General features: G+C 40.5%; 23 protein-coding genes. 16 read left to right on the top strand and 7 right to left on the bottom strand.

Annotation, left to right across the window (positions count from 1 at the left end):
- Positions 1–20: 20 nt before the first annotated feature.
- Positions 21–608 carry a rhomboid family intramembrane serine protease gene (locus L3V41_RS10410; protein ID WP_237127674.1) on the top strand — a complete coding sequence of 196 codons (588 nt, stop codon included), beginning with the start codon at positions 21–23 and terminating at the stop codon, positions 606–608.
- Positions 605–940 carry a 2OG-Fe(II) oxygenase gene (locus L3V41_RS10415; RefSeq protein WP_237127675.1) on the top strand — a complete coding sequence of 112 codons (336 nt, stop codon included), beginning with the start codon at positions 605–607 and terminating at the stop codon, positions 938–940. The genes L3V41_RS10410 and L3V41_RS10415 overlap by 4 nt, the downstream gene beginning before the upstream one ends.
- Here the strand turns inward: L3V41_RS10415 and L3V41_RS10420 are convergent.
- Both L3V41_RS10420 and L3V41_RS10425 read right to left on the bottom strand, forming a co-directional pair.
- A complete protein-coding gene (locus L3V41_RS10420) occupies positions 937–1,953 on the bottom strand; it encodes an endonuclease/exonuclease/phosphatase family protein (RefSeq protein ID WP_237127676.1) in 1,017 nt (338 codons plus the stop codon). The two genes, L3V41_RS10415 and L3V41_RS10420, sit on opposite strands and share 4 nt — an antisense overlap.
- Positions 1,954–1,961: 8 nt before the next feature.
- Positions 1,962–2,336, bottom strand: coding sequence for an STAS/SEC14 domain-containing protein (locus tag L3V41_RS10425; protein ID WP_062570468.1), 375 nt, complete (start codon positions 2,334–2,336; stop codon positions 1,962–1,964).
- A gap of 113 nt (positions 2,337–2,449) precedes the next feature.
- Between L3V41_RS10425 and yghU the strand changes: the two genes are divergently transcribed.
- The 8 genes from yghU to L3V41_RS10465 all read left to right on the top strand — a co-directional run bounded on the left by yghU (position 2,450) and on the right by L3V41_RS10465 (position 9,172).
- The gene (gene yghU / locus L3V41_RS10430; RefSeq protein ID WP_062570467.1) at positions 2,450–3,289 is read left to right on the top strand and encodes a glutathione-dependent disulfide-bond oxidoreductase; all 840 of its coding nucleotides are present in this window, start codon (positions 2,450–2,452) and stop codon (positions 3,287–3,289) included.
- Positions 3,290–3,346: 57 nt separating this feature from the next.
- Positions 3,347–4,645, top strand: a complete 1,299-nt coding sequence (locus L3V41_RS10435; RefSeq protein ID WP_237127677.1) for an MFS transporter — start codon at positions 3,347–3,349, stop codon at positions 4,643–4,645.
- A 57-nt stretch (positions 4,646–4,702) separates the two neighbouring features.
- Complete coding sequence (locus L3V41_RS10440; protein ID WP_062570465.1) at positions 4,703–5,089, top strand: hypothetical protein; 387 nt, start codon at positions 4,703–4,705, stop codon at positions 5,087–5,089.
- 182 nt (positions 5,090–5,271) lie between these two features.
- Complete coding sequence (locus L3V41_RS10445) at positions 5,272–5,871, top strand: NAD(P)H-dependent oxidoreductase (protein WP_237115240.1); 600 nt, start codon at positions 5,272–5,274, stop codon at positions 5,869–5,871.
- A gap of 124 nt (positions 5,872–5,995) precedes the next feature.
- A complete protein-coding gene (locus L3V41_RS10450) occupies positions 5,996–7,492 on the top strand; it encodes a deoxyribodipyrimidine photo-lyase (RefSeq protein WP_237127678.1) in 1,497 nt (498 codons plus the stop codon).
- Positions 7,482–7,634, top strand: a complete 153-nt coding sequence (locus tag L3V41_RS10455) for a DUF2256 domain-containing protein (RefSeq protein ID WP_237127679.1) — start codon at positions 7,482–7,484, stop codon at positions 7,632–7,634. The genes L3V41_RS10450 and L3V41_RS10455 overlap by 11 nt, the downstream gene beginning before the upstream one ends.
- An 89-nt stretch (positions 7,635–7,723) precedes the next feature.
- On the top strand, positions 7,724–8,152 hold the full coding sequence (locus tag L3V41_RS10460) for an OsmC family protein (protein WP_062570462.1): 429 nt from the start codon (positions 7,724–7,726) through the stop codon (positions 8,150–8,152).
- 228 nt (positions 8,153–8,380) lie between these two features.
- Positions 8,381–9,172 (top strand): putative porin, encoded by a 792-nt coding sequence (locus tag L3V41_RS10465; RefSeq protein WP_062570461.1) that lies wholly within the window; start codon positions 8,381–8,383, stop codon positions 9,170–9,172.
- A gap of 61 nt (positions 9,173–9,233) precedes the next feature.
- Here the strand turns inward: L3V41_RS10465 and L3V41_RS10470 are convergent, their stop codons facing one another.
- A complete protein-coding gene (locus L3V41_RS10470; protein ID WP_062570460.1) occupies positions 9,234–10,724 on the bottom strand; it encodes a dipeptidase in 1,491 nt (496 codons plus the stop codon).
- Positions 10,725–10,881: 157 nt separating this feature from the next.
- On the opposite strand from L3V41_RS10470, the gene L3V41_RS10475 reads away from it, so the two are divergent.
- The 4 genes from L3V41_RS10475 (at position 10,882) to L3V41_RS10490 (ending at position 15,618) form a co-directional block, all read left to right on the top strand.
- Positions 10,882–11,028 (top strand): DUF2986 domain-containing protein, encoded by a 147-nt coding sequence (locus tag L3V41_RS10475; protein ID WP_083515370.1) that lies wholly within the window; start codon positions 10,882–10,884, stop codon positions 11,026–11,028.
- A gap of 228 nt (positions 11,029–11,256) precedes the next feature.
- Positions 11,257–11,808, top strand: a complete 552-nt coding sequence (locus L3V41_RS10480) for a hypothetical protein (protein ID WP_237127680.1) — start codon at positions 11,257–11,259, stop codon at positions 11,806–11,808.
- Positions 11,808–14,675: a prolyl oligopeptidase family serine peptidase gene (locus tag L3V41_RS10485; protein ID WP_237127681.1), complete on the top strand. Its 2,868-nt coding sequence runs from the start codon at positions 11,808–11,810 to the stop codon at positions 14,673–14,675. Before L3V41_RS10480 ends, L3V41_RS10485 begins: the two co-directional genes overlap by 1 nt.
- Positions 14,676–14,760: 85 nt before the next feature.
- Positions 14,761–15,618 (top strand): AraC family transcriptional regulator, encoded by an 858-nt coding sequence (locus L3V41_RS10490; protein WP_237127682.1) that lies wholly within the window; start codon positions 14,761–14,763, stop codon positions 15,616–15,618.
- A gap of 89 nt (positions 15,619–15,707) precedes the next feature.
- Here the strand turns inward: L3V41_RS10490 and L3V41_RS10495 are convergent, their stop codons facing one another.
- On the bottom strand, positions 15,708–17,831 hold the full coding sequence (locus L3V41_RS10495) for a TonB-dependent receptor (protein ID WP_237127683.1): 2,124 nt from the start codon (positions 17,829–17,831) through the stop codon (positions 15,708–15,710).
- Between the two features lie 105 nt (positions 17,832–17,936).
- Positions 17,937–18,788 carry a universal stress protein gene (locus L3V41_RS10500; protein WP_237127684.1) on the bottom strand — a complete coding sequence of 284 codons (852 nt, stop codon included), beginning with the start codon at positions 18,786–18,788 and terminating at the stop codon, positions 17,937–17,939.
- A 243-nt stretch (positions 18,789–19,031) separates the two neighbouring features.
- Here L3V41_RS10500 and L3V41_RS10505 point away from each other — a divergent pair, with 243 nt between their 5' ends.
- Positions 19,032–20,222 (top strand): MFS transporter, encoded by a 1,191-nt coding sequence (locus tag L3V41_RS10505; protein ID WP_193988534.1) that lies wholly within the window; start codon positions 19,032–19,034, stop codon positions 20,220–20,222.
- A gap of 100 nt (positions 20,223–20,322) precedes the next feature.
- Here L3V41_RS10505 and L3V41_RS10510 read toward each other — a convergent pair whose 3' ends face one another.
- Both L3V41_RS10510 and L3V41_RS10515 read right to left on the bottom strand, forming a co-directional pair.
- The gene (locus L3V41_RS10510) at positions 20,323–20,514 is read right to left on the bottom strand and encodes a helix-turn-helix transcriptional regulator (RefSeq protein ID WP_062570454.1); all 192 of its coding nucleotides are present in this window, start codon (positions 20,512–20,514) and stop codon (positions 20,323–20,325) included.
- A complete protein-coding gene (locus tag L3V41_RS10515; RefSeq protein WP_237115008.1) occupies positions 20,511–20,939 on the bottom strand; it encodes a hypothetical protein in 429 nt (142 codons plus the stop codon). The genes L3V41_RS10510 and L3V41_RS10515 overlap by 4 nt, the downstream gene beginning before the upstream one ends.
- 225 nt (positions 20,940–21,164) lie before the next feature.
- Here L3V41_RS10515 and L3V41_RS10520 point away from each other — a divergent pair, with 225 nt between their 5' ends.
- Entirely contained in the window at positions 21,165–24,419 is a 3,255-nt protein-coding gene (locus tag L3V41_RS10520) for a transcriptional regulator (protein ID WP_237127685.1), read from the top strand.
- Positions 24,420–24,423: the final 4 nt, after the last annotated feature.

The raw sequence follows: 24,423 nt of genomic DNA on the forward strand, positions 1-24,423 counted from the left end.
TGATTTAAGAGCCTTCAACCATGACTGAAAAATCAGCTGCCAAACTTCCCCCTATCAGTAGCAAACGGTTTGCTATTTTGGGCATCATGTTACTTTGTGTGGTGCTGCAAATTGCCAACTCACTCCCTGGTGTAAACCTTAACGTTTTTGGCATATTACCTCGTCAAATATCTGGTGTGTCTGGCGTGTTCTTTGCCCCCTTTTTACATGGCGGCTGGGCGCATCTGGTCAGTAATTTAGTGCCTTTTGCTATTCTTGCGTGGCTGGTATGCCAATACAGCGTAAAACGTTTTTGGCTAGTCTTTACTGGCACTGCACTGCTTGGTGGGCTACTCGTTTGGTTATTCGGCCGTAGTAATATTCATGTAGGTTTGAGTGGCGTAATTTATGGTTTATGGGGTTATCTAATCTGCTATGGCATCATGCACCGCTCATTCAAAGCAATTTTAATCAGCATTGCCGTCGTTGTACTTTACAGCGGCTTGATTTGGGGAGTATTCCCGCAGCGTATTCATATCTCTTTTGAGAGCCATTTATTTGGTGCTATAAGTGGCGCGTTTATAGGTTATCTGATGGCAAAGCGTGATAAAAAATACAATAACCTATGATTAAAAAGCGCTTTCGCTTTGAAAAAGGTCGGCAACTTTCGGGCTACGACAAAATGCTATTGTGGCCAATTAAATTTGATGTTTATATATTGCGCTTTCCTGAAGGTAGCGAAGTGCCTGCGCACACTGATAAGGTAGCGGCGGGTAAACACTTTCGGCTTAACATTGTGCTCAAAAAAGCGCGAACTGGTGGCGAGTTTATTTGTGCACAACCAATTTACGAAAGTGCTCGCATCAAATTATTTCGGCCCGATGTCTGTGAACATCAAGTCACTAAAGTCATTTCTGGTAACCGATATCTACTTAGTATTGGCTGGATCAAAAACAATTAACTACGCAGTGCCATTGTGATCATCACAACACCATGGTCGGTGCTTTGGTCATCATAAGCAAACTGTGGGTTGATCAAGTGCTGATCATAGGTGTGATAATCAACGACTTCAAAAAAACTGCTGTGAAACCCTGCATCAAATTCCCTTGAAAGCAAAATATAGTCAAACACTGAACTACTACTGCCAAAGTAATGGGTTGCCTCTCTGTCGCTTTCGGTCACTACATGACGCTGATAAAGCTGCCAACTATCCTGTAAGGTAAAATGTGAGCGATACGCACTATTTTGACGATTTTCAGTAAGCCGTGAATTATCGGCAATTAAATGATTGAGTACACCGTCATGCAACTCATTATTAAAATCCCCCATCACAATAACAGGGTTATTTGTTTGCGCTCTGCGATTGATGACTTCTATCAAAAATAGTGCAGCTTCACTGCCACGCTGTATGCTTGATGCCCAGCGCCCTGCTACCTGATCTTTTAACTGCTTAAGTAAGTTTTGTTGCTCAGTGCTGGTGTCATCGTATTCGTTATCAATCATGCTACGCTTTGATTTAAAGTGCAGTACATAGCAATCAACAATGCCAATATGTGGCACATCTATCGTAGCGCGAACAATATCACGACTAAAACGAAACCCTTTGAGCCCCATTTGCGCTGCGTAATCTGTGTCATACTCCACCTTGGCAACAGCCACTATTTTAAAGCGTGAAGCAATCGCAACAACAGGATCACGATATATAAACTCATCAATAATAGTGGGTTCATCAACGACAGCAAAATAAGGATAACCTTGTTCGCTTACTTGCTGTTTTAGAGCATCAATACTAAACACTTCTTGGAAACCAATGATATCAGGCTGTTGGTTTTCAAGATAATCGGCTAACCAGCGCTGTTTTTTTGCCCATTGCTGTGCACTATAAATACGCTGGAAATCATAAAATGCATTCGGTGGCGCTAAATAATTATAAAGGTTAAATGTCGCCACCTTTATTTGATTATGCTTTATCACAGGCCACCTTATTCATGTAACCATTCACGTGCAATGCTCGCATCCTCAAAATACTTCACTTCACCACTGGTAAACCAATTACCCACCTTGCTAGCCACTTGTTGCCATTTCGCATTTCCTAATAAAGCAATGCGGCAAAACGCCTTGTTATGCTTAAGCCCCAGCTTTAAATCATCCCATGCTGCTTGAAGCTCCCATCCCTCTAACTCTGTAATATCAACATAAGCTCTGATTTTTGCGTGAGGAACTGACGCTAGTGCATTTTCAATTAAGGGAGTGAGTTTTGTATAGTCATCATGAGTGAGTTTTCCAACGACTTTAAAAGTTAAATAAAACGTACTGCCAACGCGCTCTAAACCAATTGCTAAACCGTGTTTTTTCATACCATCCTCCTTAATATTTATAATTTGATTACTCTACTTCCCTTGCTCACGTTGATCAACTAGGATGGTAGTCTCGTAGTGACATTCACAAAAGCACAAATAAAGGAGTTTCAATGAGTAATAACGACAGTTATACGCCGCCTAAAGTGTGGCAGTGGGATGCCGAAAATGGTGGCGAATGGGCTAAGACAAATCGCCCAATTTCAGGTGCTACCCACCAGCAGGATCTACCTGTGGGTGAGCATGCATTACAACTCTATTCACTTGCTACACCAAACGGTCAAAAAGTCACTATTATGCTTGAAGAGCTACTTGAGCTTGGCATCAATGACGCTGACTATGATGCGTTTTTGATCAAAATTGCTGATGGTGACCAGTTCTCGTCGGGTTTTGTTAGCGTAAACCCTAACTCAAAGATCCCCGCATTGATGGATCACAGCACCAAGCCTGTTACCCGTGTTTTTGAATCGGGTGCGATTTTACAGTACTTGGCCGAAAAATTTGATGCACTCATTCCAAGCGACCACACAAGTAAAACCGAGTGTCGCAACTGGCTATTTTGGCAAATGGGGTCTGCGCCCTATTTAGGTGGTGGTTTTGGCCACTTTTATAGTTATGCACCGTTTAAAATGCAGTATCCAATAGACCGCTTTACTATGGAAGTTAAACGCCAACTCGACGTACTCAACCGCCATTTAAGCGATCATGACTACATGGCAGGCAGTGAGTATTCAATTGCTGATATTGCAATTTGGCCTTGGTACGGAAGCCTTGTACTTGGCTATTTATATGACGCAGCAGAGTTTTTAGATGTTGAGTCTTATACCCATGTTGTGCGCTGGGCAAAACAAGTTGAACGCCGCCCTGCAGTGCAACGTGGTCGCCGTGTTAATCGTATTTGGGGTGATGAAGCAGAGCAACTTGCCGAGCGACACAGCAAAAACGACTTTTAACCATCGGGCTGCCATGCAGCCCATTGCAATAACGGATCCTCTCCTGAACTATAAAACATGAAAAAGCTCAGTAAAGAAGACATCTACCAACGCCTTAGTAACACCGAAGATGCGCGCGCATGTAAAGCCATAGATGAAGCGGCCTGCAAGGTCGTGCCAGGTAACTTTATCACCCTTTTAGTGAGTCAGTTATTTAGCAAGTTTGCTGATGCCCTTTTAAATCCTAAAGTGACGCTTCCTTGGTTATTACAAAGTATTAATGTGCCTAGTAGCTTTATAGCGTGGCTTGTGCCAATACGTGAGTCGGGTTCTATGCTACCGCAGCTTGCTATTGCTCACTTAATTCGCCAGCTTGCGGTTAGAAAATGGGTGTGGGTGGTTGGGGCTATCATTCAAGCAGTATGTATTATCGCTATCCTTATTTGTGCCCTCACCTTACAAGGTACGAGTGCAGGCTTTGCGATTATAGGTATTTTGATTATCTTTAGCCTTGCCCGCGGTTTTAATTCAATTGCAGCAAAAGATGTGTTGGGTAAGGTTATTCCGAAACAGCAACGTGGAAGCATTAGTGGTTTTGCAGCCAGTTTTGCAGGCTTTGCAACGCTCACCTTTGGCCTTGGATTATGGTATTTACAGCATTTGGGTTATGACAATGGCGTTTATGTTGCTCTCATATTAGCTGCGCTCATGTGGCTTTTTGCAGCACTGAGTTACAGCCGAATAAAAGAATATAAAGGGGCAACTGAAGGCGCTGAAAACGGCTTATTGCATGCTCTAAAAAAGTTAAAACTTCTCTATCAAGATAAACAATTTGCCCACTTTATTATTACCCGTGCATTGTTACTTTGCTCAGCTTTAAGCGCCCCCTTTTATATTGTACTTGCCAGTGAACAAGCCTTTGATTTTTCACTACTAGCCACGTTTATGGCTCTTTCTGGCCTTGCTAGTCTCGTTTCAGCGCCAATTTGGGGGAGATTAAGCGACTTATCGAGTCGCCGAGTGCTCGTTTTCGCAGCGATACTTGTCACACTTAACGGTTTAGCCGTGTATTTAGTTGCGTATTTTAGTCCCGCAACACTTAATGAGTTTTGGTTACTACCGCTGTGTTATTTTTTACTCACAGTTGCCCATCAGGGCGTTCGGCTCGGCCGAAAAACCTACTTAGTTGATATGGCTGAAGGGAATAAACGTACTGATTATGTGTCAGTTAGTAATACTGTGATAGGGCTAATACTGTTGCTATTGGGGAGTGTAGGCTTGCTAAATAGCTATTTAAGCACCGCTGAGCTGATCTTATTTTATAGTGTGCTTGGATTTGCTGGTGCAGTAAGTGCTTGGTTTTTAAAAGATACCTAGACCAAATTATTAAAAAAGCGCATAATCACACTGATTTAATTCCAAAAAGGACTTACCATGAAAAAGAGAGTATTTGCACTTTTTACACTACTGACTTTGTCCGCATGTAGCACGAGTGTACCTATTCGTAACTTTGACTCTAACCCCGTACCTACAGTTGCCAATAAAAGCCATGACCTTAAAAGTATCGAGAACGATATACTCAAGGCATGTATGAAGCTTGGATGGACATGTCGTGCAAATCAAGAAGGTAAGGTTTTAGGCACATTAGATATTCGAAAGCACCAATTACGAGTTGAAATTAGCTTTAATGAAAAAGAATATTCTATTGATTACAAAGACTCTATCAACCTAGATTACGATGGTAAGAAGATTCACCGTCAATACATCAACTGGGTAACAAACTTGATGCGTAATATTGATGCTGAATTAGCATATCAATAAAAAAGGCGACTTAGGTCGCCCTTTCTTTATGCATTTACTTGTTCAACATAACATTCATAATCATCCCTTCGCTCACAGAAAAACATTCGTTTAAAACGAACAAACGGCTCGATAAATAGCATTATTATTTTTTTTTATACTTTTTTATACTGAGAACAACTTCCTAATTTGCAGGTGTAATGATGAAAAAAGTACTTGTTTTAAATTCTTCACTCAATGGTGAAAACGGTAACTCAACTAAATTAACAAACACATTTGTAAGTCAACTGACTGAACAAGACCAAGTAGCGATCACCGTGCGCGACTTAAGCAGCGACGCTATTGATCACCTTACGCAAACAGAAATGGCTGCATGGATGACTGATGTAAACGAGCGCAGCGATGAGCAAAAAGCACTTGCAGCAATCTCTGACGAGTTAATTGGCGAACTTAACGACAACGATCTTATCGTTATCGGTATGCCAATGTATAACTTTGGTATTCCATCAACGTTTAAAACATGGATTGACCGTATTGCACGTGCTGGTATTACGTTTAAATACACTGAACAAGGCGCAGTAGGTTTGCTTGAAAACAAAAAAGTTGTGGTACTGGCTGCCCGCGGTGGTGTGTACCAAGGTAGTGATATCGACACTCAAACTAAATACTTAAAAGATGTGCTTGGTTTTGTTGGTATGACTGATGTTGACTTTATTTATGCAGAAGGCTTAGCAATGCCAGGCGCAGAACAAAGCTTAGAAGCTGCACAAGAGAATATTAAAAAATTCGTTGCGGCGTTATAAAACGCAACGATTAGAGCGGTCATTCTGGCCGCTTCTTTTTACATAAAACACCTCAGATATAAAGTAATCTAAACCTCTACTCTCTTCGTATTGCTGCATACATAATTAACACAGACAGATAGCAATGCTTAACGCAGTAAAACAAGCAATCAATATTGTTTGGTTCAAACGAGATTTGCGACTTTCAGATCATCAGCCTCTGGCAGAAGCTGCTGCTTCATCTAATCCGTGTCTGTTATTATTTAATTTCGAACCTTTATTACTAAATGACCCTCATTACAGTCATCGTCATTGGCGATTTGTATATCAATCGCTTTGTGACCTAAATGCGCAGTTAAAAAAACAAGATGCTGAAATTGCGATTTATAATCAAGATATGCTCTCTGTGTTTGAATCGCTAGAAAAAGAGTTTGATATTAGAGCCGTTTTTAGCCACCAAGAAATCGGCCTCAAAAATACCTTCGAGCGTGATAAAGCAATAAAAAATTGGCTTTTCACTAAATCTATTCCATGGCATGAAACCCCGCTTGGTGCTGTTATAAGAGCGCGACCAAAACAATTTGATTGGCAAGCTCATTGGCACAGCGTGATGAATCAACCGCTTGTAACGCCAGATTGGCATAACTTTAAAGCCGTTCTACCTGAAAATTATCAAGTTGCTAAATACACTGAGTGCTTATCAGAGCAGGATGAACAGTTTCAATATGGCGGCCCTCATGCTGCCAGAGCCTGTTTACAAAGCTTTATTGAACAGCGTGCTAAGGGCTATCAAAGCGGTATCTCAAGCCCATCAAAAAGTAGAGAGACTTGCTCTCGGCTTTCACCCTATTTAGCTTGGGGAAACCTAAGCCTTCGGCAAGTTTATCAAACCCTAAAGTACTATTTCACAAGGCAGCCCCTAAGCTGGCGTCGCTCATTACATGCGTTTGAATCAAGGCTGCATTGGCATTGCCACTTTATGCAAAAGTTTGAAAGCCAATGCAGTATGGAGTTTCTACCTCAAAACCCTGCTTACCTGCATTATCCTTATCGAGATGATGAACTTGTTACAGAGCACTTAAAACGCTTTGAACAAGGTCAAACTGGTATCCCTATTATCGATGCATGTATGCGCTGCTTGGCAGCAACTGGCTATATAAACTTTCGAATGCGTGCCATGTTAGTGAGTTTTATGACCCATCATATGAACATTCATTGGCACCCTGTCAGTTTAATTCTATCGCGTTATTTTTTAGACTTTGAACCTGGAATTCATTACCCACAAATCCAAATGCAGGCGTCAGTTACAGGGACCAACACCATTCGCTTATATAATCCAATAAAGCAATCTGAAGACAAAGACGCAGAGGGGATGTTTATTAAAACCTGGTGTCCTGAACTTAAAGACTTACCCATAGAAGATCTTCATCAGCCATGGCTACAACCACCGATGGAAGCCCTCTTTAATGACTTTAAACTCGGCGAAGACTACCCAGAGCCCATGGTCGATTTAGAGCAAGCAGCAAAACAAGCTCGGGACCGATTATGGTCTTTTAGAGAACGCGATGATGTGAAACAGGGTACAAAAGTTGTGCTTCAAAAACATGTTAAAAGTCTTAAAAGGCAACGCCATGGCTCATAAAAAGCTTAATTTACCGAGCAAAATTTGCTCTGTCTGTAAGCGGCCTTTTATATGGCGTAAAAAATGGCAGCGAGATTGGGAAAATGTAAAATATTGTTCAGAGCGCTGCAAGCGTGAAGCTAAGCGAAAAATTGGCGTTTAAGTTGCAACTTCTTTAGCAAATCATACTTTTCGGCCTAATACTCTGAAATCATTTCACACTAGCCGAAATTATTTACAAAGGAGATGACGATGACGATTAAAAAAACGGCTCACACAAGTTGGTCTGGCGATATCAAATCAGGCAAGGGTAAAATCAGTACACAAAGTGGCGCGTTAGATAACCAACCTTTTGGTTTCAACACTCGCTTTGAAGACAAGCCTGGCACCAACCCCGAAGAACTCATTGCTGCGGCACATAGCAGTTGCTTTAGCATGGCATTATCACTGGCGTTAACCGACGCTGATTTTGTAGCTGATGATATTACAACCAAAGCAACTGTTAGCCTTGACGAAGTAGATGATGGCTTTGAAGTAAGCCACATTGCACTTGATGTTAGTGCCAAAATTAAAGGTATCTCAGAGGAAAAATTTAACCAGTTGTGCCAGCAAACCAAACAAGGTTGCCCTATTTCTAAACTAATGAATGCAGAAATATCGCTAACAACACAGCTTAACTAAAATAAAGCTTAACTAAAATGAAATAGCCACCTTCTAAGCAAGGTGGCTTTTGTTAATAAAACACTTCATAAAACCTCGACTACGATTTGTTGTGTTTTTTTTATATCTCTTTCGAAATTAACTCTATTCGTATACTTCTAACACTTTATTACAATGCATTAACCAACTTGTTGTACTATGTACCTGAAAGTCAAAGTACCTGAAAATCAAAATACAACAAGGATATGTATGTTTAAACAACTAGCCCCCATTGCACTTGCAACACTCGCCTATTCAAACTGCTCAATAGCAACAGAGCAACAAGTGGGTAAGCAGTGGTTCAACAGTATTGATTACACTTACCTCGAGCATGACGATTATAACTCTGACGGCTACCAATTAGTAAGCCATTACTACTTTGAGGAGCAGCAAAACTCTGGAGTACTCGATGATTATGGCTACCTCGATACAGACTCAAACATCCGAGTAAATTACTTTAATACTGATAGCACTGATTATCTTGGCATGTTTGGTGAGGGGTATTACAAAAACTGGTTTGTTACAGGTGAAATTTACGATATTGATGATGCGGATAACTATACAGTAGGTGTAGGCTACTTATTTGCCGATGCATTAAAAGTCTCTGTAAATAAAAATGAGCGTGAGTATGGTGATGACTATTGGCGTCTGAAAGCCCAGTATAACCACCAAATCAATGAGAAAGATTACCTAGGCTTTACAGCTGAAACAGATGATGAACTCGACTATTGGAACATCTCTGCCAGATACTTTAATCATTTAAGCGGCAGTCAATACATTACTGTTGATGTCGGTCACCAAGACAGTGTTTATGACTCTGCAAGCAATGCCATGTTAAGCTACTATTTTGGTAATCACTATGCCATAGGTGCAGGTATAGATGATTCTGAGTTAGTTTTACAAGGTAAGTACTTTTTTAACGACCAATACTATGTAACTGCTAATTACACTGAAAGAGGCTCTGGAGAGCTTTATAATCTTAGGTTTGTTGCTCAGTTCTAGTCAAAACTCTAAATGAAAACGCCACTTAAAAAAGTGGCGTTTTACGTTTTAAACATTGCGATTACATATTACCAAGCTGCATCATCATCGCTGTATACATTTTTAAGTTAAGCGCAAGCTGCTCTTCGGTGATAAACTCATGCTCTGAGTGGCCAGTGTATTTTTTACCAGGCATTGATGGGCCAAACGAAACCGCATTATCAAATAGCTTTGCATTTGTGCCGCCACCGATTGACACAAACCCTGCGTCTTGGTCACCGCTAAAGTGCTTGAAGATATCTAGGAGTGCTTGTGCATGCGGAGCGCCATCTAACAACATTGGTGTGCCAATCACGATATCCGTGTCTTTTAAAGTCACCTCATTACGTGACTGCCATTTACTCAATGCTTCATTAATTTGCTGCTTGAGCACAGCTTCTTCTTTACCAACGGGGCGACGCATATTAACAGACAATTTAATATCATTACCTTGGCGAGTAAGCACTGTTGGCGACACTGTCATTGGCCCCATAAAATCATGCTCGTAACCAATATCACCAAATTGTGCGCCATATAAATCAAGGCCAATCAACTGGTTAATAAACTCAATTGCTTGACCATCACTGTTATTCTCAAGATCAATCCCTTTAAATACCTCAGCTAAGTGTGCAATGGCATTTTCACCTGACTCAGGCTCAGAGGAATGTGCAGAGGTACCCTTAACTTGCACTAATAAACCGTCAGTTTGCTCTTTAATCGCTACTTTGACGTTTTTAAGTTTCGCTACATTGTCGTGTAATTTAGCCACTGTTGCCGCGTCTGCATTATGTACGAGTACACTCGCATCTTCAGGGATTTGACTAACAAAGGCCCCCCCTTTTAAATCACTCACATATAAACCTGTTTGCGCTGAGGTCGCTGAGAAAGTCGGCGCAATTAAGCTCCAGCCTTTTTCAGCTACAACCACTGGGTATGACGCATCAATGGTTACAGCATATTTTGGCTGCTGGTAAGTTTTCATAAACTCTTGTAATGGTGCCCAGTCAGACTCTTCTGCAAGGTAAACCATAAGCTCAATACGGTTATTTAAAGTAATACCGTTATCTTTAATCGCCTTCATCGCGTGAAGCGCAGTCGCAATCGCTCCTTTATCGTCTTCGGTACCGCGGGCGATGAGCTTGCCAGGCTCTGAGGTTTTGTCCATTTTAAATGGACTTTGCTGCCATTTACTGGCATCTGCAGGTTGTACATCTCCATGAGTGACAATCGTTACTTTGTCGTTTTGATCACCCATACCAATCAGGACGGTGTAACCTAAATCTTGATAGTCAAAACCAAACTGCGCCGCTTTCATTTTTAAAAACGACTTAAAACCAATAAAGTCTGGGTTATCTGGTGTTGCAAGGCCTTCTTTGTTTACCGTAGGGTAAGAGACTAAATTTCCAAGGGTATGTATTTGCGCTTGTTGATACTGTTCTACCGCATAATTTGCCAGCTTTTCACTTTGCTCAGACACAGCTGCCTGACTAGAAAATGCACTTAATAAAAGTGCAGCAAGTAATGAATGTTTCAAGATAAGCTCCAGAGTTTTAAAGGTTTTTAGAGAGTACGTTTTAATTGTAACGGTTATAGCTCTGACATGAAATCTCTTATTTAAGCAAAAAGTGTCGGCTTAAAATTAATTACAAGGTACAATGTCGACTCACCCCATTTTATTGTTTGTTGACCCCATGAATCGTAGAAAAAAGATCTTCACTAAACTTAAACAAAAAGATAAACGCGCCAATGAGAAACTGCATAAAAGCAACAAACCTGCTTATGTGTCAAAAGCAGAGCGCGAAAAGCGAGCACAGCAAGAAGCTGAACAAGAAAGTTAAAAAGTTATCGTCGGCGCGATTTTACATCGCGCAATATGCGAAATTCCCCATATTATCCGTAGGCGTCACGCTTGCTTGGCGCGTTTTAAAAGCCACGCAAAACATAAACCTTCGCGCGAAATAAATTTCACGCTTACTTTTCACACTCATTCACAAAAAGAGCTTCACATAGTTCCGATTTTTGAGTAATTTAAAATTAATAAAATAACAACAATAAGATACAAGGGAATGAAACGTTTATTGCTGCTTAGCTGTGCGCTTTTATTAAGTGCATGCGCATCTAAAGTTACCAATATTAAAGAAGACCGAGACACGCTATCTAAAGCCGATGAAGGTTATCTACTGATTGGTATAGAAACTAACCGTAGTTTAAAAGCCATTTATATTGATGGTCCAAAGTCAATAGTTCTTACAGCTAAGGATATTCGTAGTGGTAGTAATTATATTTTAGCCAATCTACCACTGGGTGATTACACCATCACTCGGTTAAACTTAAACCGATATTCCTATCTTGAATTTGATAACGATGAAGAAAGTTGGCAATTCACTCTTTCTGCTAAAAAAATTAATTATGTAGGTCATTTAGATATTTCTACGATAGGTTTTTGGTATACTCGCTCTCACATTGTTTTAGAGAACAGAAGCTCTGAAGCACTGCAATACATGGAACAAACCTACCCTTCTATTTTATCTGGTCGTTCGCTAAATTATGGTGGCCCAGGAGAAGACTCCTTCTTTGATTATTTAGAGCAAACATTTTCGCAGCAGGAAGCAAAATAATGAAAAAGCTACTTATCTTATTATTTTTTATCTTTCCTTTGCATGCTGAAATGTTATCAAGTAAAGACTTAATGTATTCGCCCGATCAAAGCCAAGTTATGATCTCGCCCAGTGGCCGATGGATCAGCTTTTTAGAAGCGCAAGAAGATAGAACCAAAACCCTCAACATCATCGATATGAAAACGATGGAAATGTACTATGCAGTTAAACTCAAGGAAAAGGATAATTTTTATAATTATGAATGGCTGAGTAATGACGACATCTTCGTACGTGTGAATGGTGAGTATAACTCAAACTATAGCGCAGTAATCAATGTCACAGAAAGTGAAGAAAAGCCAAAGTTCGAACAGCACAGAGTAACAACCAAAGGATACATAGTCGATAGGTTATCAAACGATTCTGAACACATTTTATTCGCCAAACCAGGTAAAAAGAATACGTTTCTTTATAAGGTACCTCTGGATATTTTATACGAAGATAACCTAAGCTCTTTCTCCCCCATTGAGAAAGGTTTAAAAGGCGCTAGCAACTATTTTTTTGACGAGCATAAGCAGCAATTATTCACTGCTCAATTTGATATTGACGAAAAAAGCTTACAGTTCTTCTATAAGGTTATTGGTAATGAGAAGTGGATACCCCTTTTTACACTCACCGACGCAGATTATCAGTTTTTACCTATTGGATTCACTGACCAAAATCACCTAGCCGTCATTACCAACAAAAATACAGATAAGAGCCAAGTAAGCCTCTTTAATATCAACACGCAAGAAATCACCGACACTCTTTATCAACATCCCAAATATGACATTCAGTCAGCAGAACTTGGTGATAATGGCACATTAATCGCCGCCTCGTATATCAAACATGGTAAATATACGACTGACTATTTTGTAGATACATATAAACAGTTACATAGTAAAGTTGCTGAAGCTTTAGGAGATGAGCAATTCTTCTGGGTAAATAGCTCATTAGACGGAAAAATTCATATTCTTTACAACCATTCCTCAACGATTCCAGGTAAGTACTTTTTATACAGAGCTGAAGCTAACCAAATTGAATTATTATTCTCTACCGATAAAAATAAAGACGCAACGTACGCTAAAACATCGTTTTTTAACTTTAAAGCTTTTGATGGGACTAACCTTGAAGGTTATTTAACCAAACCTATAAACAACGACAAGCAAGTACTATTAGTGATGCCCCATGGTGGCCCGATTGGTATTCGTGAAAGTGATGAATTTAACCCTGAAGTACAATACCTTGCCTCTCGTGGCTTTACCATTTTACGTGTTAATTTCAGAGGCTCAGCGGGGTTTGGTAAAGAGTTTTTAGAAAGCGGTGTTGGTCAATTTGGTAATCTCATTGAACAAGACATTTCTGCCGCAGTAGCACATATTCGTTCACAACATAGCTTTAAACATATCTGCTCTATTGGCGCAAGCTATGGCGGTTACTCTGCGGTTATGTTAGCAATTAAACACCCTGATATTTATGAATGCGTGATTGCAAGTTTTGGTATTTATGACTTACCTCTACTCTATAACGCAAGTAATATCGCCTTAACTAAAGATTATCAAGAGCTTATAAAGCGTACGGTTGGTGAATATAGCCAAGATTTAAAAGATATTTCGCCCGTATATCAGGCTACATCTTTAAAAGCCCCAGTGCTTATTATCGCTGGCAAACAAGATGAAATATCTGGCTTTGAGCAAAGTAACCGCTTTTACTATGTTTTAAAACGTTTAGGCCATGATGTAGAAAAAGCGTTTTTCGAAGGCTCTAGGCATGGTCATCAGAATTGGTATTACGATCAAATAGAAGCAGCCTTAGCCAACGACTTTATTGAGAGAAAACTCAAGCTTAACAGTGCATTGACTCACTATAGAGAATCAGAGAAAAAAACAGTTCAACATGATGCAATATTGTTAGCTGATACTTTTGACAGTAAAGCAATAGAGACTGATCGTAAAAAAGATAGCTTTAAATACTACCAATTGGCAGCCAACTTAGATCATGATCGAGCAATATTCAATGTCGGTAGTTATTATCATCGTGGTGATGATAGACTGGTCGATATTAAAAAAGCTATTGAGTATTACAGCCGCTCGGCGGATTTAGGCTATGTAAATGCTAAAGAAAGACTAAGTTTTATTTATTCTTACAGCTTACTTGTGGAGCCTGACTTTAAAAAGGCTCAAAAGTACTCTCAAGAGCTTTATGATAAAGAACAAACAGTTAAGAACGCATTTAACTTAGCAGTCGTCTATTGCATTGCTGATAATAAGTTTAGAAATACAGAAAAATGTCTTAGTTTAATTGAAGAGTATGCTGAAAAAATTGACAGTAACTCACAGGGAGATATTAGAGAGCAGATAGCCCTGCTAATGCTGGAAGGTCAATATTCAGCTCAAGAACTGGAAAGAATTCAGAAAGTAATTGAAAAACTGTATGGGCTTGATTATCCAAATACAATATTGGAGTTAGAACGGACTGGGTTATTTAAACTAGTTTTATCTGAAAAATTTAATGGCCGTTCTAGTATTGAACAACTCAATAAGGATACGGAATTTTCATATACACTGAACGAAAAACAGCGCTTTGGAATTCAGTTTTCAATGAACCGTGAAGGTATTGATAACCGAAAAGATCGCTTGGTTGTATTTACAAAATGGCACTTCAAACCAAACTCTTCTGAAGAAAATGACTATGTGTATTACCAAACTTTATGGGGCAACCCTCTTGATGAATGGTCTACTTACCGCACTTTAGATGAAACATCGACTCCAGGTACTTGGACATTAGATGTGATGGGCGCAAACCAACAATTGCTATATCAAAACACCTTTAAAGTGACGGCTATCAACTAAACTCAAAATGCGCAATTTCAATCAGGTAGGTACTTTTAAGTGATGGCACACTGGCCTCACTTCTGAAAAGCATTAACGAGTAACCATGAAAACGAAGCAACAACAACGTATTGAGCTGGCCTGTGATTATATAAGCCAACATCTCGATGAGTCTCTATCACTGGAAAAATTAAGTGAGGTGGCGTGTTGCTCAAAATATCATTTTCATCGTTTATTTGTTGCTGGTGTAGGCATAAGCATCACAAAGTATACGCAACTTGCTCGCTTAAAACGCGCCTCATTTCGGCTCGCGTTTGAGCAGCAAATAAAAATTATCGACATCGCTCTAGAGGCACAATTCGATAGCCCTGAAGCATTTAGCCGTGCTTTTAAGCGCACTTTTACGCAGTCGCCTAGCGAGTTCAGAAGCAAACCAAACTGGCCTAATTGGCACACACAGTTTGAATTTTCATTACCTGACAAAAAGGTTTGCCCTATGAATGTAAACATTGTTGATTTTAAAGCACAGCCGGTGGCGTTACTTACTCACCAAGGTTCTGCAAATACACTTATGAATACCGCCGCAAAATTTATTGAGTGGCGTAAAGAATCTGGTTTTTCACCCGTTAAAACCAGTCGCACTTATGGGATCCCGTATAGCGACCCTGCCACGACTGAAGATCATGCATTTCGTTTTGACTTTGCAGGCAGTATCACACGTCCTATAACAGAAAATTCGCAAGGTGTGCGAAATGGTGAAATTCCAGCAGGTCGCTGCGCAGTAGTGCGCCACAATGGTTCTCACGATACTATTAGCGATATGGTTTACTACTTGTATCGTGAATGGCTAGTGCAAAGTGGTGAAGAAGTTCGTGATTTCCCGTGTTTCTTTCATTACCTCAACCTCATCCATGAAGTTGATGAATGCGACTTGCAAACAGATATTTATTTGCCGATTAAGTAACACGAGGCGTGTAAGCAGGTTGTAGGCGCGATTTTACATCGCGCAACACGCGCAATAAATTTCACGCCTACAAATATAAAATCCCTTCCCTAAAACCGATAACTAATGCTGGCATTATACGAGCGGCCTTGCCCTGCAAGCTGCTCAAAACCCTTACTCATATCTTGCTTGTAATTAGCAATACTCACCCCACCGAGTGGCTGTTGGTAGTATTCATCAAGTAAGTTAGTAATTGCCAACTTAAAGGTTAAATTTTGCCATGTTTTCTGACTTGAGATAGCCAATAACTGATAGCTGTCGGTTTTATTTTCTAAACGACGCTCATCAACATTGGTTTTACTATCAACCCACTGCCAGCTCAATGCGTTTTGCCAACCTTTGTATTCGTGCTCCACACTCAGCTTAGTGTTTAGTGGCATGATTTGATATAAGTCTTCATTACTATCATCACGTTCGCCATGACTACTGGTTAATGAGCCTTTTAATTGCCACTTTCCTGCTTGCTTTGAATTATGAAGCTCAACTAATCCAGCAAGTTTAGCGCCATAAAGTGTGGCATCTAGATTCGTAAACGTCAGAATATTGCGTTCTGTATGCGCCATGTCGGTGCGGTTAAAGCTTTTAGTTACCTCAGCATCAATGTAATCACTTACTTGCGTGTACCAGATGTTTGCTGTTATTTGCCAACTATCGTCTTTAGCGAGCTTAGTGTAGCTAGCGCTCAAAGTATGAGCCGTTTCGGCTTCTAAATCTGGGTTACCAATATAGCCGTTACCATCACCAAACCAACCGATCATGGTGGTTGCCATCGTACCAACACCCCAGCTATAACGCTCATATAAATTGGGCGCACGGTTTTTGCGTGCAAGGCCAAATTGCAGCTCATCGTTGTTAGTTAATTGGTAGCGCGCAAGGAGGCTCATATCAACCAAGGTGTCGTCACGTTTACGGTCTAATTGGTTAAATTCCATCGCCGCTTGCGCATCGGTTTTCGACATATGCATCATCGAGCCCATACGACCCATGCCGCCTTCGTTATAAGCCTGTACATCACCTGTATTAGTTGTTACTTGCTCAACACGCACACCTGCCGATAACCACCAAGCTTGGTTGACTTGATTTTGGTACTCAGCAAATGCCCCTAGGCGATCGCGTTTTCCTCCATTGATATTAATGTATTCGTTCGGGCCCATCATCATTGACCCTGCAACCGCAGGCCACCAATCATCAATACGATAATTATAATACTCTTGTCCTAGCATCAATGATGATTGCTTTGTTAAGTCAGTGCGCCAATGTATTTGATAACTGTAGTCTTTAGCATCTGTATTCATTGGCATCATGCCTGTTTTTTCTGCACTAAAAAAACCCATTTCGTGCTTCACATCATGATAGTTCACTTGCACATGTAAATGACTGTCTGTAAGTTCGCGCTGATACTGAGCAACTAATCCGTAACTGGTGTTATCGGTCATATCCATGTATTGATTGGGAAAGCCTTGGTAGGGAATTTTTTGATGGCTTAATTTAACGACAAGTTGCTGTTTATTGTCACGAACAGCACCCGTTAGGGCATGATTTTGCACACGATATAAAGTATCGAGTACGCGGTCACCATGACCATCATCATAGCTATTGGCATCTTCAAAGCTGCCTTGATAAGACAGGCTAAACTGTTTACTTGTAAGGCTTGCACCTAGGCCATACGCTTGGCTGTCGTTAACACTTTTGTACTGAGCGGTAACATAACCTGCACGCCAATTAAGTGAGTCTGTATCGCTAAACTCGAGGGCAATCGTGTTTACCCTAATAACACCAGCAATATTATCGCCACCACTGCTCACCGGCGATACACCTGCAACCACGCTGTAAGACGAAATTTGATTCGCCGACACGTAAGATAATGGCGGGTTCATTTGATTAGCACACGCCGCAGTGACATCAGCACCATCAACGAGTACTTTAACTCTATCGCCCATCATGCCATTCATAACAGGTAAGTTAGACACCCCACCTGCCGCTGAAAAATCAACGCCTAAATCAGATAACAATGAATCGGCAGAGCCAACGAGTTGATGATTATTTTGGGTATGACCTTGTACTTCAATTACTTCAATCGAATCATCAGCAAAAACCGAAATACTTAAAACACAGCTAAGTGCAGCTGCAATTTTAGAAAATGAAAAACCAGGACGAGAGAGTTGCGTGTTCATAAATCTTTAAAAATAAGATAGTTAATTAATAAGTGGATTATAAAACTCATTAATTAGTCTGAACACGCGACATATTGTCGCACCCAGTGCGCAGGGGTCAAAATATTAGCGCAGCACAACCAAAGGAATACGGCTATCTTCAAGCATTTTTAGCGTCGTGCTGCCTAAAAAGAATTGTCGCCATTTAGAGTGACCAAATGCCCCCATCACCATTAAATCAACGGCGTGATCACTTTTATAACGCCATAACGCCTCGTATACATCACCATCAAGCATTCGGGTTCTAACATTAAAACCATGCTCAACCAGCCTTGCCGAGGCTGTATCTAGCTTGTCTTGGCATTGACCGTCTTGTTTATCAACCATCACTAAATGGCAATCTAACCCTGTTAAAATCCCCCCGTTAATAATCTGTGTTATTGCTTTGTCTGTATGTTCGCTACCATCATAGGCAAACATAAAATTAGTTGGCTCATGGAAGTGTGGCGGCACTATCGCAACGGGTGTATGCACTTGGCGAATTAAAGTTTCGATATGTGAGCCTAATACTTTAAAGTCATCATAGTGGCCCTTGCCAGAACGGCCAATAATCATCACCCTTGCATCGTCTTCATTATCAAGTAAAGCGTCCACTAAACTCATAGAAAACTGCTGATGCTCAACCGCAGTCATTCCTGCATGTTGTGCTTTTTTTACCGCTTCTTCAAGCAGCAGCTTGCCATGCTCAGAAGCCATTTTGTTGCGTTCAACTTCCAGTTTTGTCAATTGCTTAAGTAAGGACGTTTGCGACCCTAAGCCAATAATCGCGGTTAGATCATCACGGCCTTGTGGCAAAGGGGGCTCTAAAGCATGTAAAAAGTTAACTGGGTAATCAGTACGCTTGGCTATCCAAATAGCAGCTTCTGTCACTGCATTGGTCATACATGAACCATCGATACAAGCAAATATCTTTTTCATTATGCTCTCCTTCAAAACCAAGCCAGTAAAACCAAGTATAGTCGGCTTTTTATATGTATTTATTTTGAACAGCAAAGACTTAAGAAGTTCAGCTTAATTTCTTATAACAAACAAATGTAGAACGTTCCAAAAAATACTATATCAGTATCGTTAATTTGTATTACAATAGCAATGGGCACACATCTCATACCAGAACAGCCTACTGTTGCTGGCGTTTTCAAAATCAATTTTTAAAGGATCTCCATGACTACCGTAGCCAATAATCAAGGCAACGTAAGCACGTTTACCATTCTGATAGTACTGGCTTTGGGCACGTTTATTTTAGGCTTGTCTGAATTTTCTATGATGCCAATGCTGCCCCTGATCAGCGAAACATTTTCATCAACGCCCGCACAAAGCGGTTATGCCATTAGTGCCTATGCAATTGGTGTCGTTGTGGGTGCACCACTTTTTATGATCACCACAGCAAATATGCGTAAACGTAATGCGCTCTTGATGTTTGTCAGTATGATGTTTTTATTCAATGGCTTAAGCGCTTTTGCAAACTCACTCGAACAGCTGATTTTATTTCGTTTTTTGAGCGGTTTACCACATGGTGCATACTTTGCCGCGGCTATTTTACTCGCCGCCGACATTGCCCCTGCCGACAAACGCGCAAGCTTTATGTCAAAAGTATTTATGGGCTTAACCGTTGCAACAATTGTCGGTGTGCCTATGGTTACCCTCGTTGGGCAAAACTTTAGTTGGCGTTATTGCCTAGCAGGTACTGCCTTACTCGCTTTAGTGGCTTTGGCACTCATTGTTAAGTACGTACCCAACGTAAAAAATACGACACCCACGTCGATTTTAGATGAACTCAGTGTGCTTAAAAATAAGCTGGTGTGGACGATTCTAGGTATCATTATTATTGGTTTTGGTGGCGTATTTTGTGTTTACACCTACATAGCCGACACTATTTTAGTGGTGACTCACACACCAGCTTACACGATTTCTATTGCCATGATTATGTTTGGAATTGGCTGTACTTTAGGGAACTATATACTGGGTAAAGCCGCTGACCGCTCGCCATTAAAAACCACTGGGGCAGCGCTAATTGGTGCTGTTGTATTTGCAGCCAGTTATGTGAGCGCCAGCCACAATATTTGGCTGTTATATGCGGTTATTTTCTTTATTGGCTTTAGCGTTGGTTTAGGTACTGTGATCCAATCGCTGTTAATGGATGTATCACCACAAGGCCATGCAATGATAGGCGCACTCGTGCAATGTGCGTTTAATACAGCCAATGCCATTGGTCCTTGGCTTGGCGGTATGGCCATTGCCGAAGGCGCACTGCCAAGCCAAACAGGCTATGTATCTGCGGCGCTCTTTTTGGGTGGCTTTTTAATGTGGTCATTAAGCGCGATACAAATGAAAAAGCTACGAGTCGAAAGTTAGCAAAAAATGTAGCTGCGATTTTATATCGTCCAGAGAAATGGCGTTTAACAAGAATGCTTTAACATTCGCTGTTAAACGCCACCTACTGCTTGCAACACCTTTATTCATCCTGAAATATCTCTTCGATACTTAAGTTAAACAAACGTGCGGCTTTAAATGCCAGTGGCAAACTTGGGTCAAATTTACCTTTTTCGATGGCATTCACTGTTTGCCTTGATACATCGAGTAATTCGGCTAATTTTGCTTGGGTGTAGTTATGCTCAGCACGCAGCACTTTCAAGCGGTTTTTCATGCTTCATCCTCGTCATTTAACTGCTTATTCATAACTAAAATGCACACTAAATAGGTCACGCCCATAAACAAAACTAAATGTGAGATATCTTCGTTAAAATGCACTAATCCGCTCGATTGTAACAACGAATAGGCTAACCCAAATACCAAGCTTGCACCTAGTGTGATCCCCATGGCATTGAGTTGTACCCGTTGCTGTAATTCATCCATGCCCTGAAGCTGTCGCTTGTTTGCTAAAATCATCATCACGCCAACAAGTATATTTATAACGATTGCGGCAACAGTTATCACCGTTTGATCTTGCCATAAAAAATGCGGCCCAAACGAGGCAATAGCAAGCGTTAGCAACCACGCTACCGTCCACTTAGCAAGGTTTAAAGTATTTTGTTTATTGCGCTGTTTAAATGTTAATCCTGTTTGATTCATTATTCTCACCTTAAAAGTAAAGTTAACTTGACTAAAGATTAACCTACAAAAACAAAAAGTCAAATAAACTTTACAAAAAGTTTTATAAACACGACATGTAAAGATTTTTTTAGTTTCAAAAAAGACAACAGACTTGCTGTTAAACTCATAATATTGTATTAATCTAGAATTACCTGAACAGAATCTGAATCTGTCCATCCGATAATAATAAAAAGAAGATAAACTATGAGTACGGCGCTGTTTTTTGTTGGCGAATGGCAAGTTACCCCAAGCACAAATTCAATACGACGTGGCGAACAAGTCAAACATCTTGAACCAAAAGCGATGGATGTATTATTGCTGTTGTGCGAAAAACAGGGTGAACTGTTAACCAGCGAAGAAATTATCAGCCACTGCTGGCCACATGTAGCGCTTGGCGATAACCCGCTACACAAGGTAATTACGCAGCTTCGTAAAGCATTCGACGACAAAGCCAGTAACCCGCAGTACATCGAAACCATTCGTAAGCGTGGTTACCGCGTAATTGCCAATATAAACTTCCCCCTTGATGAAGAGCAAAAAGCCAGCCAAACAGCTTGGCAAGGTGACTCGCCTTTTGTTGGGTTAAGTGCTTTTTCGCCTGATCAAGCAGGAGTATTTTTTGGTCGCAACAAGCAAATAGAAACCTTATTACAGCGAGTATCTGCACAGATTCAATTTGGCCGTGCCTTTTGTTTAATTTTAGGTTCGAGTGGTTCAGGAAAGTCATCCCTTGTAAACGCGGGTGTATTACCTGCCTTAATGAATACCAGTGGCTATGATGGCATACGTGTTCATAGTTACTGCCAATTAGACTTTGCCGATGTAAATAAAGACCGCTTATTGCTAGATTTAGCCTCTACCCTGCTCGATTTAGAAATAAACGATGCCCCAGTGCTCAGTGATATGAGTGCTGAAACACTGTGCGAGTTATTAACCTCACAACCAGAGCATATTATTAGTCGCTGCAAAGCTGCACTGGCTGAGCTTAATAATGAACACACCAAACCCTACTTATTTTTATTTATTGACCGCTTAGAAGTTTTATTATCATCGCCTTTGTTCACAAATGACGAACGCAGTCAGTTTTTAAAACTCATAGAATGCTTAGCAACCAGTGACTGTATAATCATTTTTAGCGCTTGCCGTAATGATTTTTACCCGCAAGTGGTGAGTCAACCAAGTTTAATGGCAGGTAAAGCCAATGGCGCACATTTTGATTTATTAGCACCCACACGCTCAGAGCTAAAGCAAATGATCCGCTTGCCTGCACTTGCAGCGGGTTTAAGTTGGCAAACACACCCAGAACATCACACCCCCCTTGATGAGCAGCTGTGTAATGACACCGCCAATAACCCTGATGCACTGCCTATGCTGCAATACACCTTGCAGCAGCTGTATTTGCAGCGCAGCCCAGACAGCGAACTGCTATTTTCAGAATACCAAGCCCTAGGCACCATTGAAGGAGCGATTGGCCAAAAAGCCGAGCAGGTATTCTGCCAATTACCCAATGAGCAACAAGCAGAACTTGCCGTTGTGCTTTCAAGGCTGATCACGCTAAACCCAGACGGCGAAACACTCACCAGCCGCGCGGCACGTTGGAGCGAGCTTACAAACCCCGCACAGACTAAGCTTGTGCAAGCCATGGTCGAGAGTCGTTTGTTTGTATCGCACCTTAAAAATGAACAAGCCTGTTTTAGCCTTGCCCACGAAGCGCTGCTGCGTCATTGGCAGCGCGCTATCGACTGGGTAGCTGTGCATCAACAAAGCTTAGCGATAAAAAGCCGTGTGCAACTTGCCACCGAGCGATGGCTGCTTGAACACAAACACACCGACTTCCTACTAGCGCAAGGTAAACCCTTACAAGAAGCACACAGCCTTGTGAGTAACCCTATGTTTAGCTTGTCGAACGATGAACTTGCTTTAATAAAAGCCTCTAATAAAAAAGCAAAACGTAAAAAGCGTGTGTTACAAATCACGGCAGCAACACTTGTGTGCTTAACCTTTATTGCTACATTTATGAGCGTGCGTAGCTACCACGCTGAGCAAGTAGCAAAACAAAAACGCCAAGAAGCTGAGAGTTTACTGGGTTTTATGGTCGGTGAATTTGCCGACAAACTCAGAAGCGTTAAGCGCATGGATTTATTGGATGGTATTAGCAATAAGGCTCTTGAGTATTTTTCCAATCAAGATGAAGAAGCAGCGTCATTATTTGACTTTAGCGATAAACAAGCTCAGTTTAATAACCGCTTTCAGTACGCTCAAACCTTAGAGGCCATGGGCGAAGTCGCCTACTCGCGCGGCAAAACCGACGAAGCCTTTACCGCCTTTGAAAATGCGCGAACGCGCCTAGAATCTTTACTAAAAATTCAACCCAATAACCTTGATTTACTGATGCTCGCAGGGGCTAATGCATTTTGGCTGGGGCAGTTACATTATGATAACCTTGACTACCCTGCTACAGAGCCTTGGTTCAAACGGTATCAAGAATACAGCGAGCGAATGTACGCGTTAGCACCCAATGACTTTAATTCCATTGTAGAGTTATCTTATTCACATAACTCGCTTGGCTCACTGTATTTGAAACAGTTAAACTTTATACCTGCCAAACAAAGCTTTATTAAATCCTTAGACCTAAAAAACAAAGCACTTGAGCTTAAACCAAACAATAAAAACCTATTACGAGATAAGGCTGATACTCTCAGTTGGATTGCTAGCACAGAAGAAAATCTAGGTAATCTAAACGAAGCATTAAACATGTTAGAGCAAGCGGTTATCCAACTAAACTCAATGATTGAACTCACACCTACAAATGCAAGCTTACAAAATCTATTAGCTAATACCTATATGCAACAAAGCTATCTTTTAAGTTATTTCCCAGAAAAACGTAGCGCTTATTTAAAAGCTGAAAAAGCGGCTAACATTATAAATAAAGCTCGTCTGCAAGATCCCGAAAACAAATACTTCAAACGTAAATATTATAGAGCTATTTCATATCAATTGATGCTACTAGAAAAAAGCATCAAAAGTAATAAAATAGATGGGATAAGGAATTACATTGATATAAATGGGTTTTCTAATTTAGAAGTTGTGAATATGCAAATTAGTCTAATACATTACTTCATTAATCGTAACAATTTAAATAAAGCAGAAAGCCTTTTAAAAAAATTAGAAAGCAGCACTGAATTTAAAGAGAGGATTAATAACACCTCAAAGATGGAAAACTTCTCTGAATTTATAAAAATAACCTTGATAAAAGCAAAGCTTGCAAAGGACAAAGAAATTAGAAAAGCTAACTGTAAAAATATTATTAGCTCTATAAAAAAAAATAACAATGGCAGTAAAAGCATTAAAATAGTCCACCCTCTTCTACAAGCTTATACCTGCTTAGAAAAAGAAAGTGAAATTAGTGAAATTAGAAATAAACTAATCGAGTTAGGTATTACTAACTTTAAACTATAAAACG

Origin of the sequence: Pseudoalteromonas sp. L21, from assembly GCF_021728035.1 — a bacterium.
Classification (GTDB): domain Bacteria; phylum Pseudomonadota; class Gammaproteobacteria; order Enterobacterales; family Alteromonadaceae; genus Pseudoalteromonas; species Pseudoalteromonas arabiensis.

Coding starts and splice junctions, on each gene's coding strand:
- L3V41_RS10425 (WP_062570468.1), bottom strand. CDS start 2,336: ATGAAAAAACACGGTTTAGCAATTGGTTTAGAGCGCGTTGGCAGTACG.
- L3V41_RS10505 (WP_193988534.1), top strand. CDS start 19,032: ATGACTACCGTAGCCAATAATCAAGGCAACGTAAGCACGTTTACCATT.
- L3V41_RS10500 (WP_237127684.1), bottom strand. CDS start 18,788: ATGAAAAAGATATTTGCTTGTATCGATGGTTCATGTATGACCAATGCA.
- L3V41_RS10485 (WP_237127681.1), top strand. CDS start 11,808: ATGAAAAAGCTACTTATCTTATTATTTTTTATCTTTCCTTTGCATGCT.
- L3V41_RS10475 (WP_083515370.1), top strand. CDS start 10,882: ATGAATCGTAGAAAAAAGATCTTCACTAAACTTAAACAAAAAGATAAA.
- L3V41_RS10510 (WP_062570454.1), bottom strand. CDS start 20,514: ATGAAAAACCGCTTGAAAGTGCTGCGTGCTGAGCATAACTACACCCAA.
- L3V41_RS10455 (WP_237127679.1), top strand. CDS start 7,482: ATGGCTCATAAAAAGCTTAATTTACCGAGCAAAATTTGCTCTGTCTGT.
- L3V41_RS10415 (WP_237127675.1), top strand. CDS start 605: ATGATTAAAAAGCGCTTTCGCTTTGAAAAAGGTCGGCAACTTTCGGGC.
- L3V41_RS10440 (WP_062570465.1), top strand. CDS start 4,703: ATGAAAAAGAGAGTATTTGCACTTTTTACACTACTGACTTTGTCCGCA.
- L3V41_RS10460 (WP_062570462.1), top strand. CDS start 7,724: ATGACGATTAAAAAAACGGCTCACACAAGTTGGTCTGGCGATATCAAA.
- L3V41_RS10490 (WP_237127682.1), top strand. CDS start 14,761: ATGAAAACGAAGCAACAACAACGTATTGAGCTGGCCTGTGATTATATA.
- L3V41_RS10480 (WP_237127680.1), top strand. CDS start 11,257: ATGAAACGTTTATTGCTGCTTAGCTGTGCGCTTTTATTAAGTGCATGC.
- L3V41_RS10435 (WP_237127677.1), top strand. CDS start 3,347: ATGAAAAAGCTCAGTAAAGAAGACATCTACCAACGCCTTAGTAACACC.
- L3V41_RS10515 (WP_237115008.1), bottom strand. CDS start 20,939: ATGAATCAAACAGGATTAACATTTAAACAGCGCAATAAACAAAATACT.
- L3V41_RS10410 (WP_237127674.1), top strand. CDS start 21: ATGACTGAAAAATCAGCTGCCAAACTTCCCCCTATCAGTAGCAAACGG.
- L3V41_RS10450 (WP_237127678.1), top strand. CDS start 5,996: ATGCTTAACGCAGTAAAACAAGCAATCAATATTGTTTGGTTCAAACGA.
- yghU (WP_062570467.1), top strand. CDS start 2,450: ATGAGTAATAACGACAGTTATACGCCGCCTAAAGTGTGGCAGTGGGAT.
- L3V41_RS10520 (WP_237127685.1), top strand. CDS start 21,165: ATGAGTACGGCGCTGTTTTTTGTTGGCGAATGGCAAGTTACCCCAAGC.
- L3V41_RS10445 (WP_237115240.1), top strand. CDS start 5,272: ATGAAAAAAGTACTTGTTTTAAATTCTTCACTCAATGGTGAAAACGGT.
- L3V41_RS10495 (WP_237127683.1), bottom strand. CDS start 17,831: ATGAACACGCAACTCTCTCGTCCTGGTTTTTCATTTTCTAAAATTGCA.
- L3V41_RS10465 (WP_062570461.1), top strand. CDS start 8,381: ATGTTTAAACAACTAGCCCCCATTGCACTTGCAACACTCGCCTATTCA.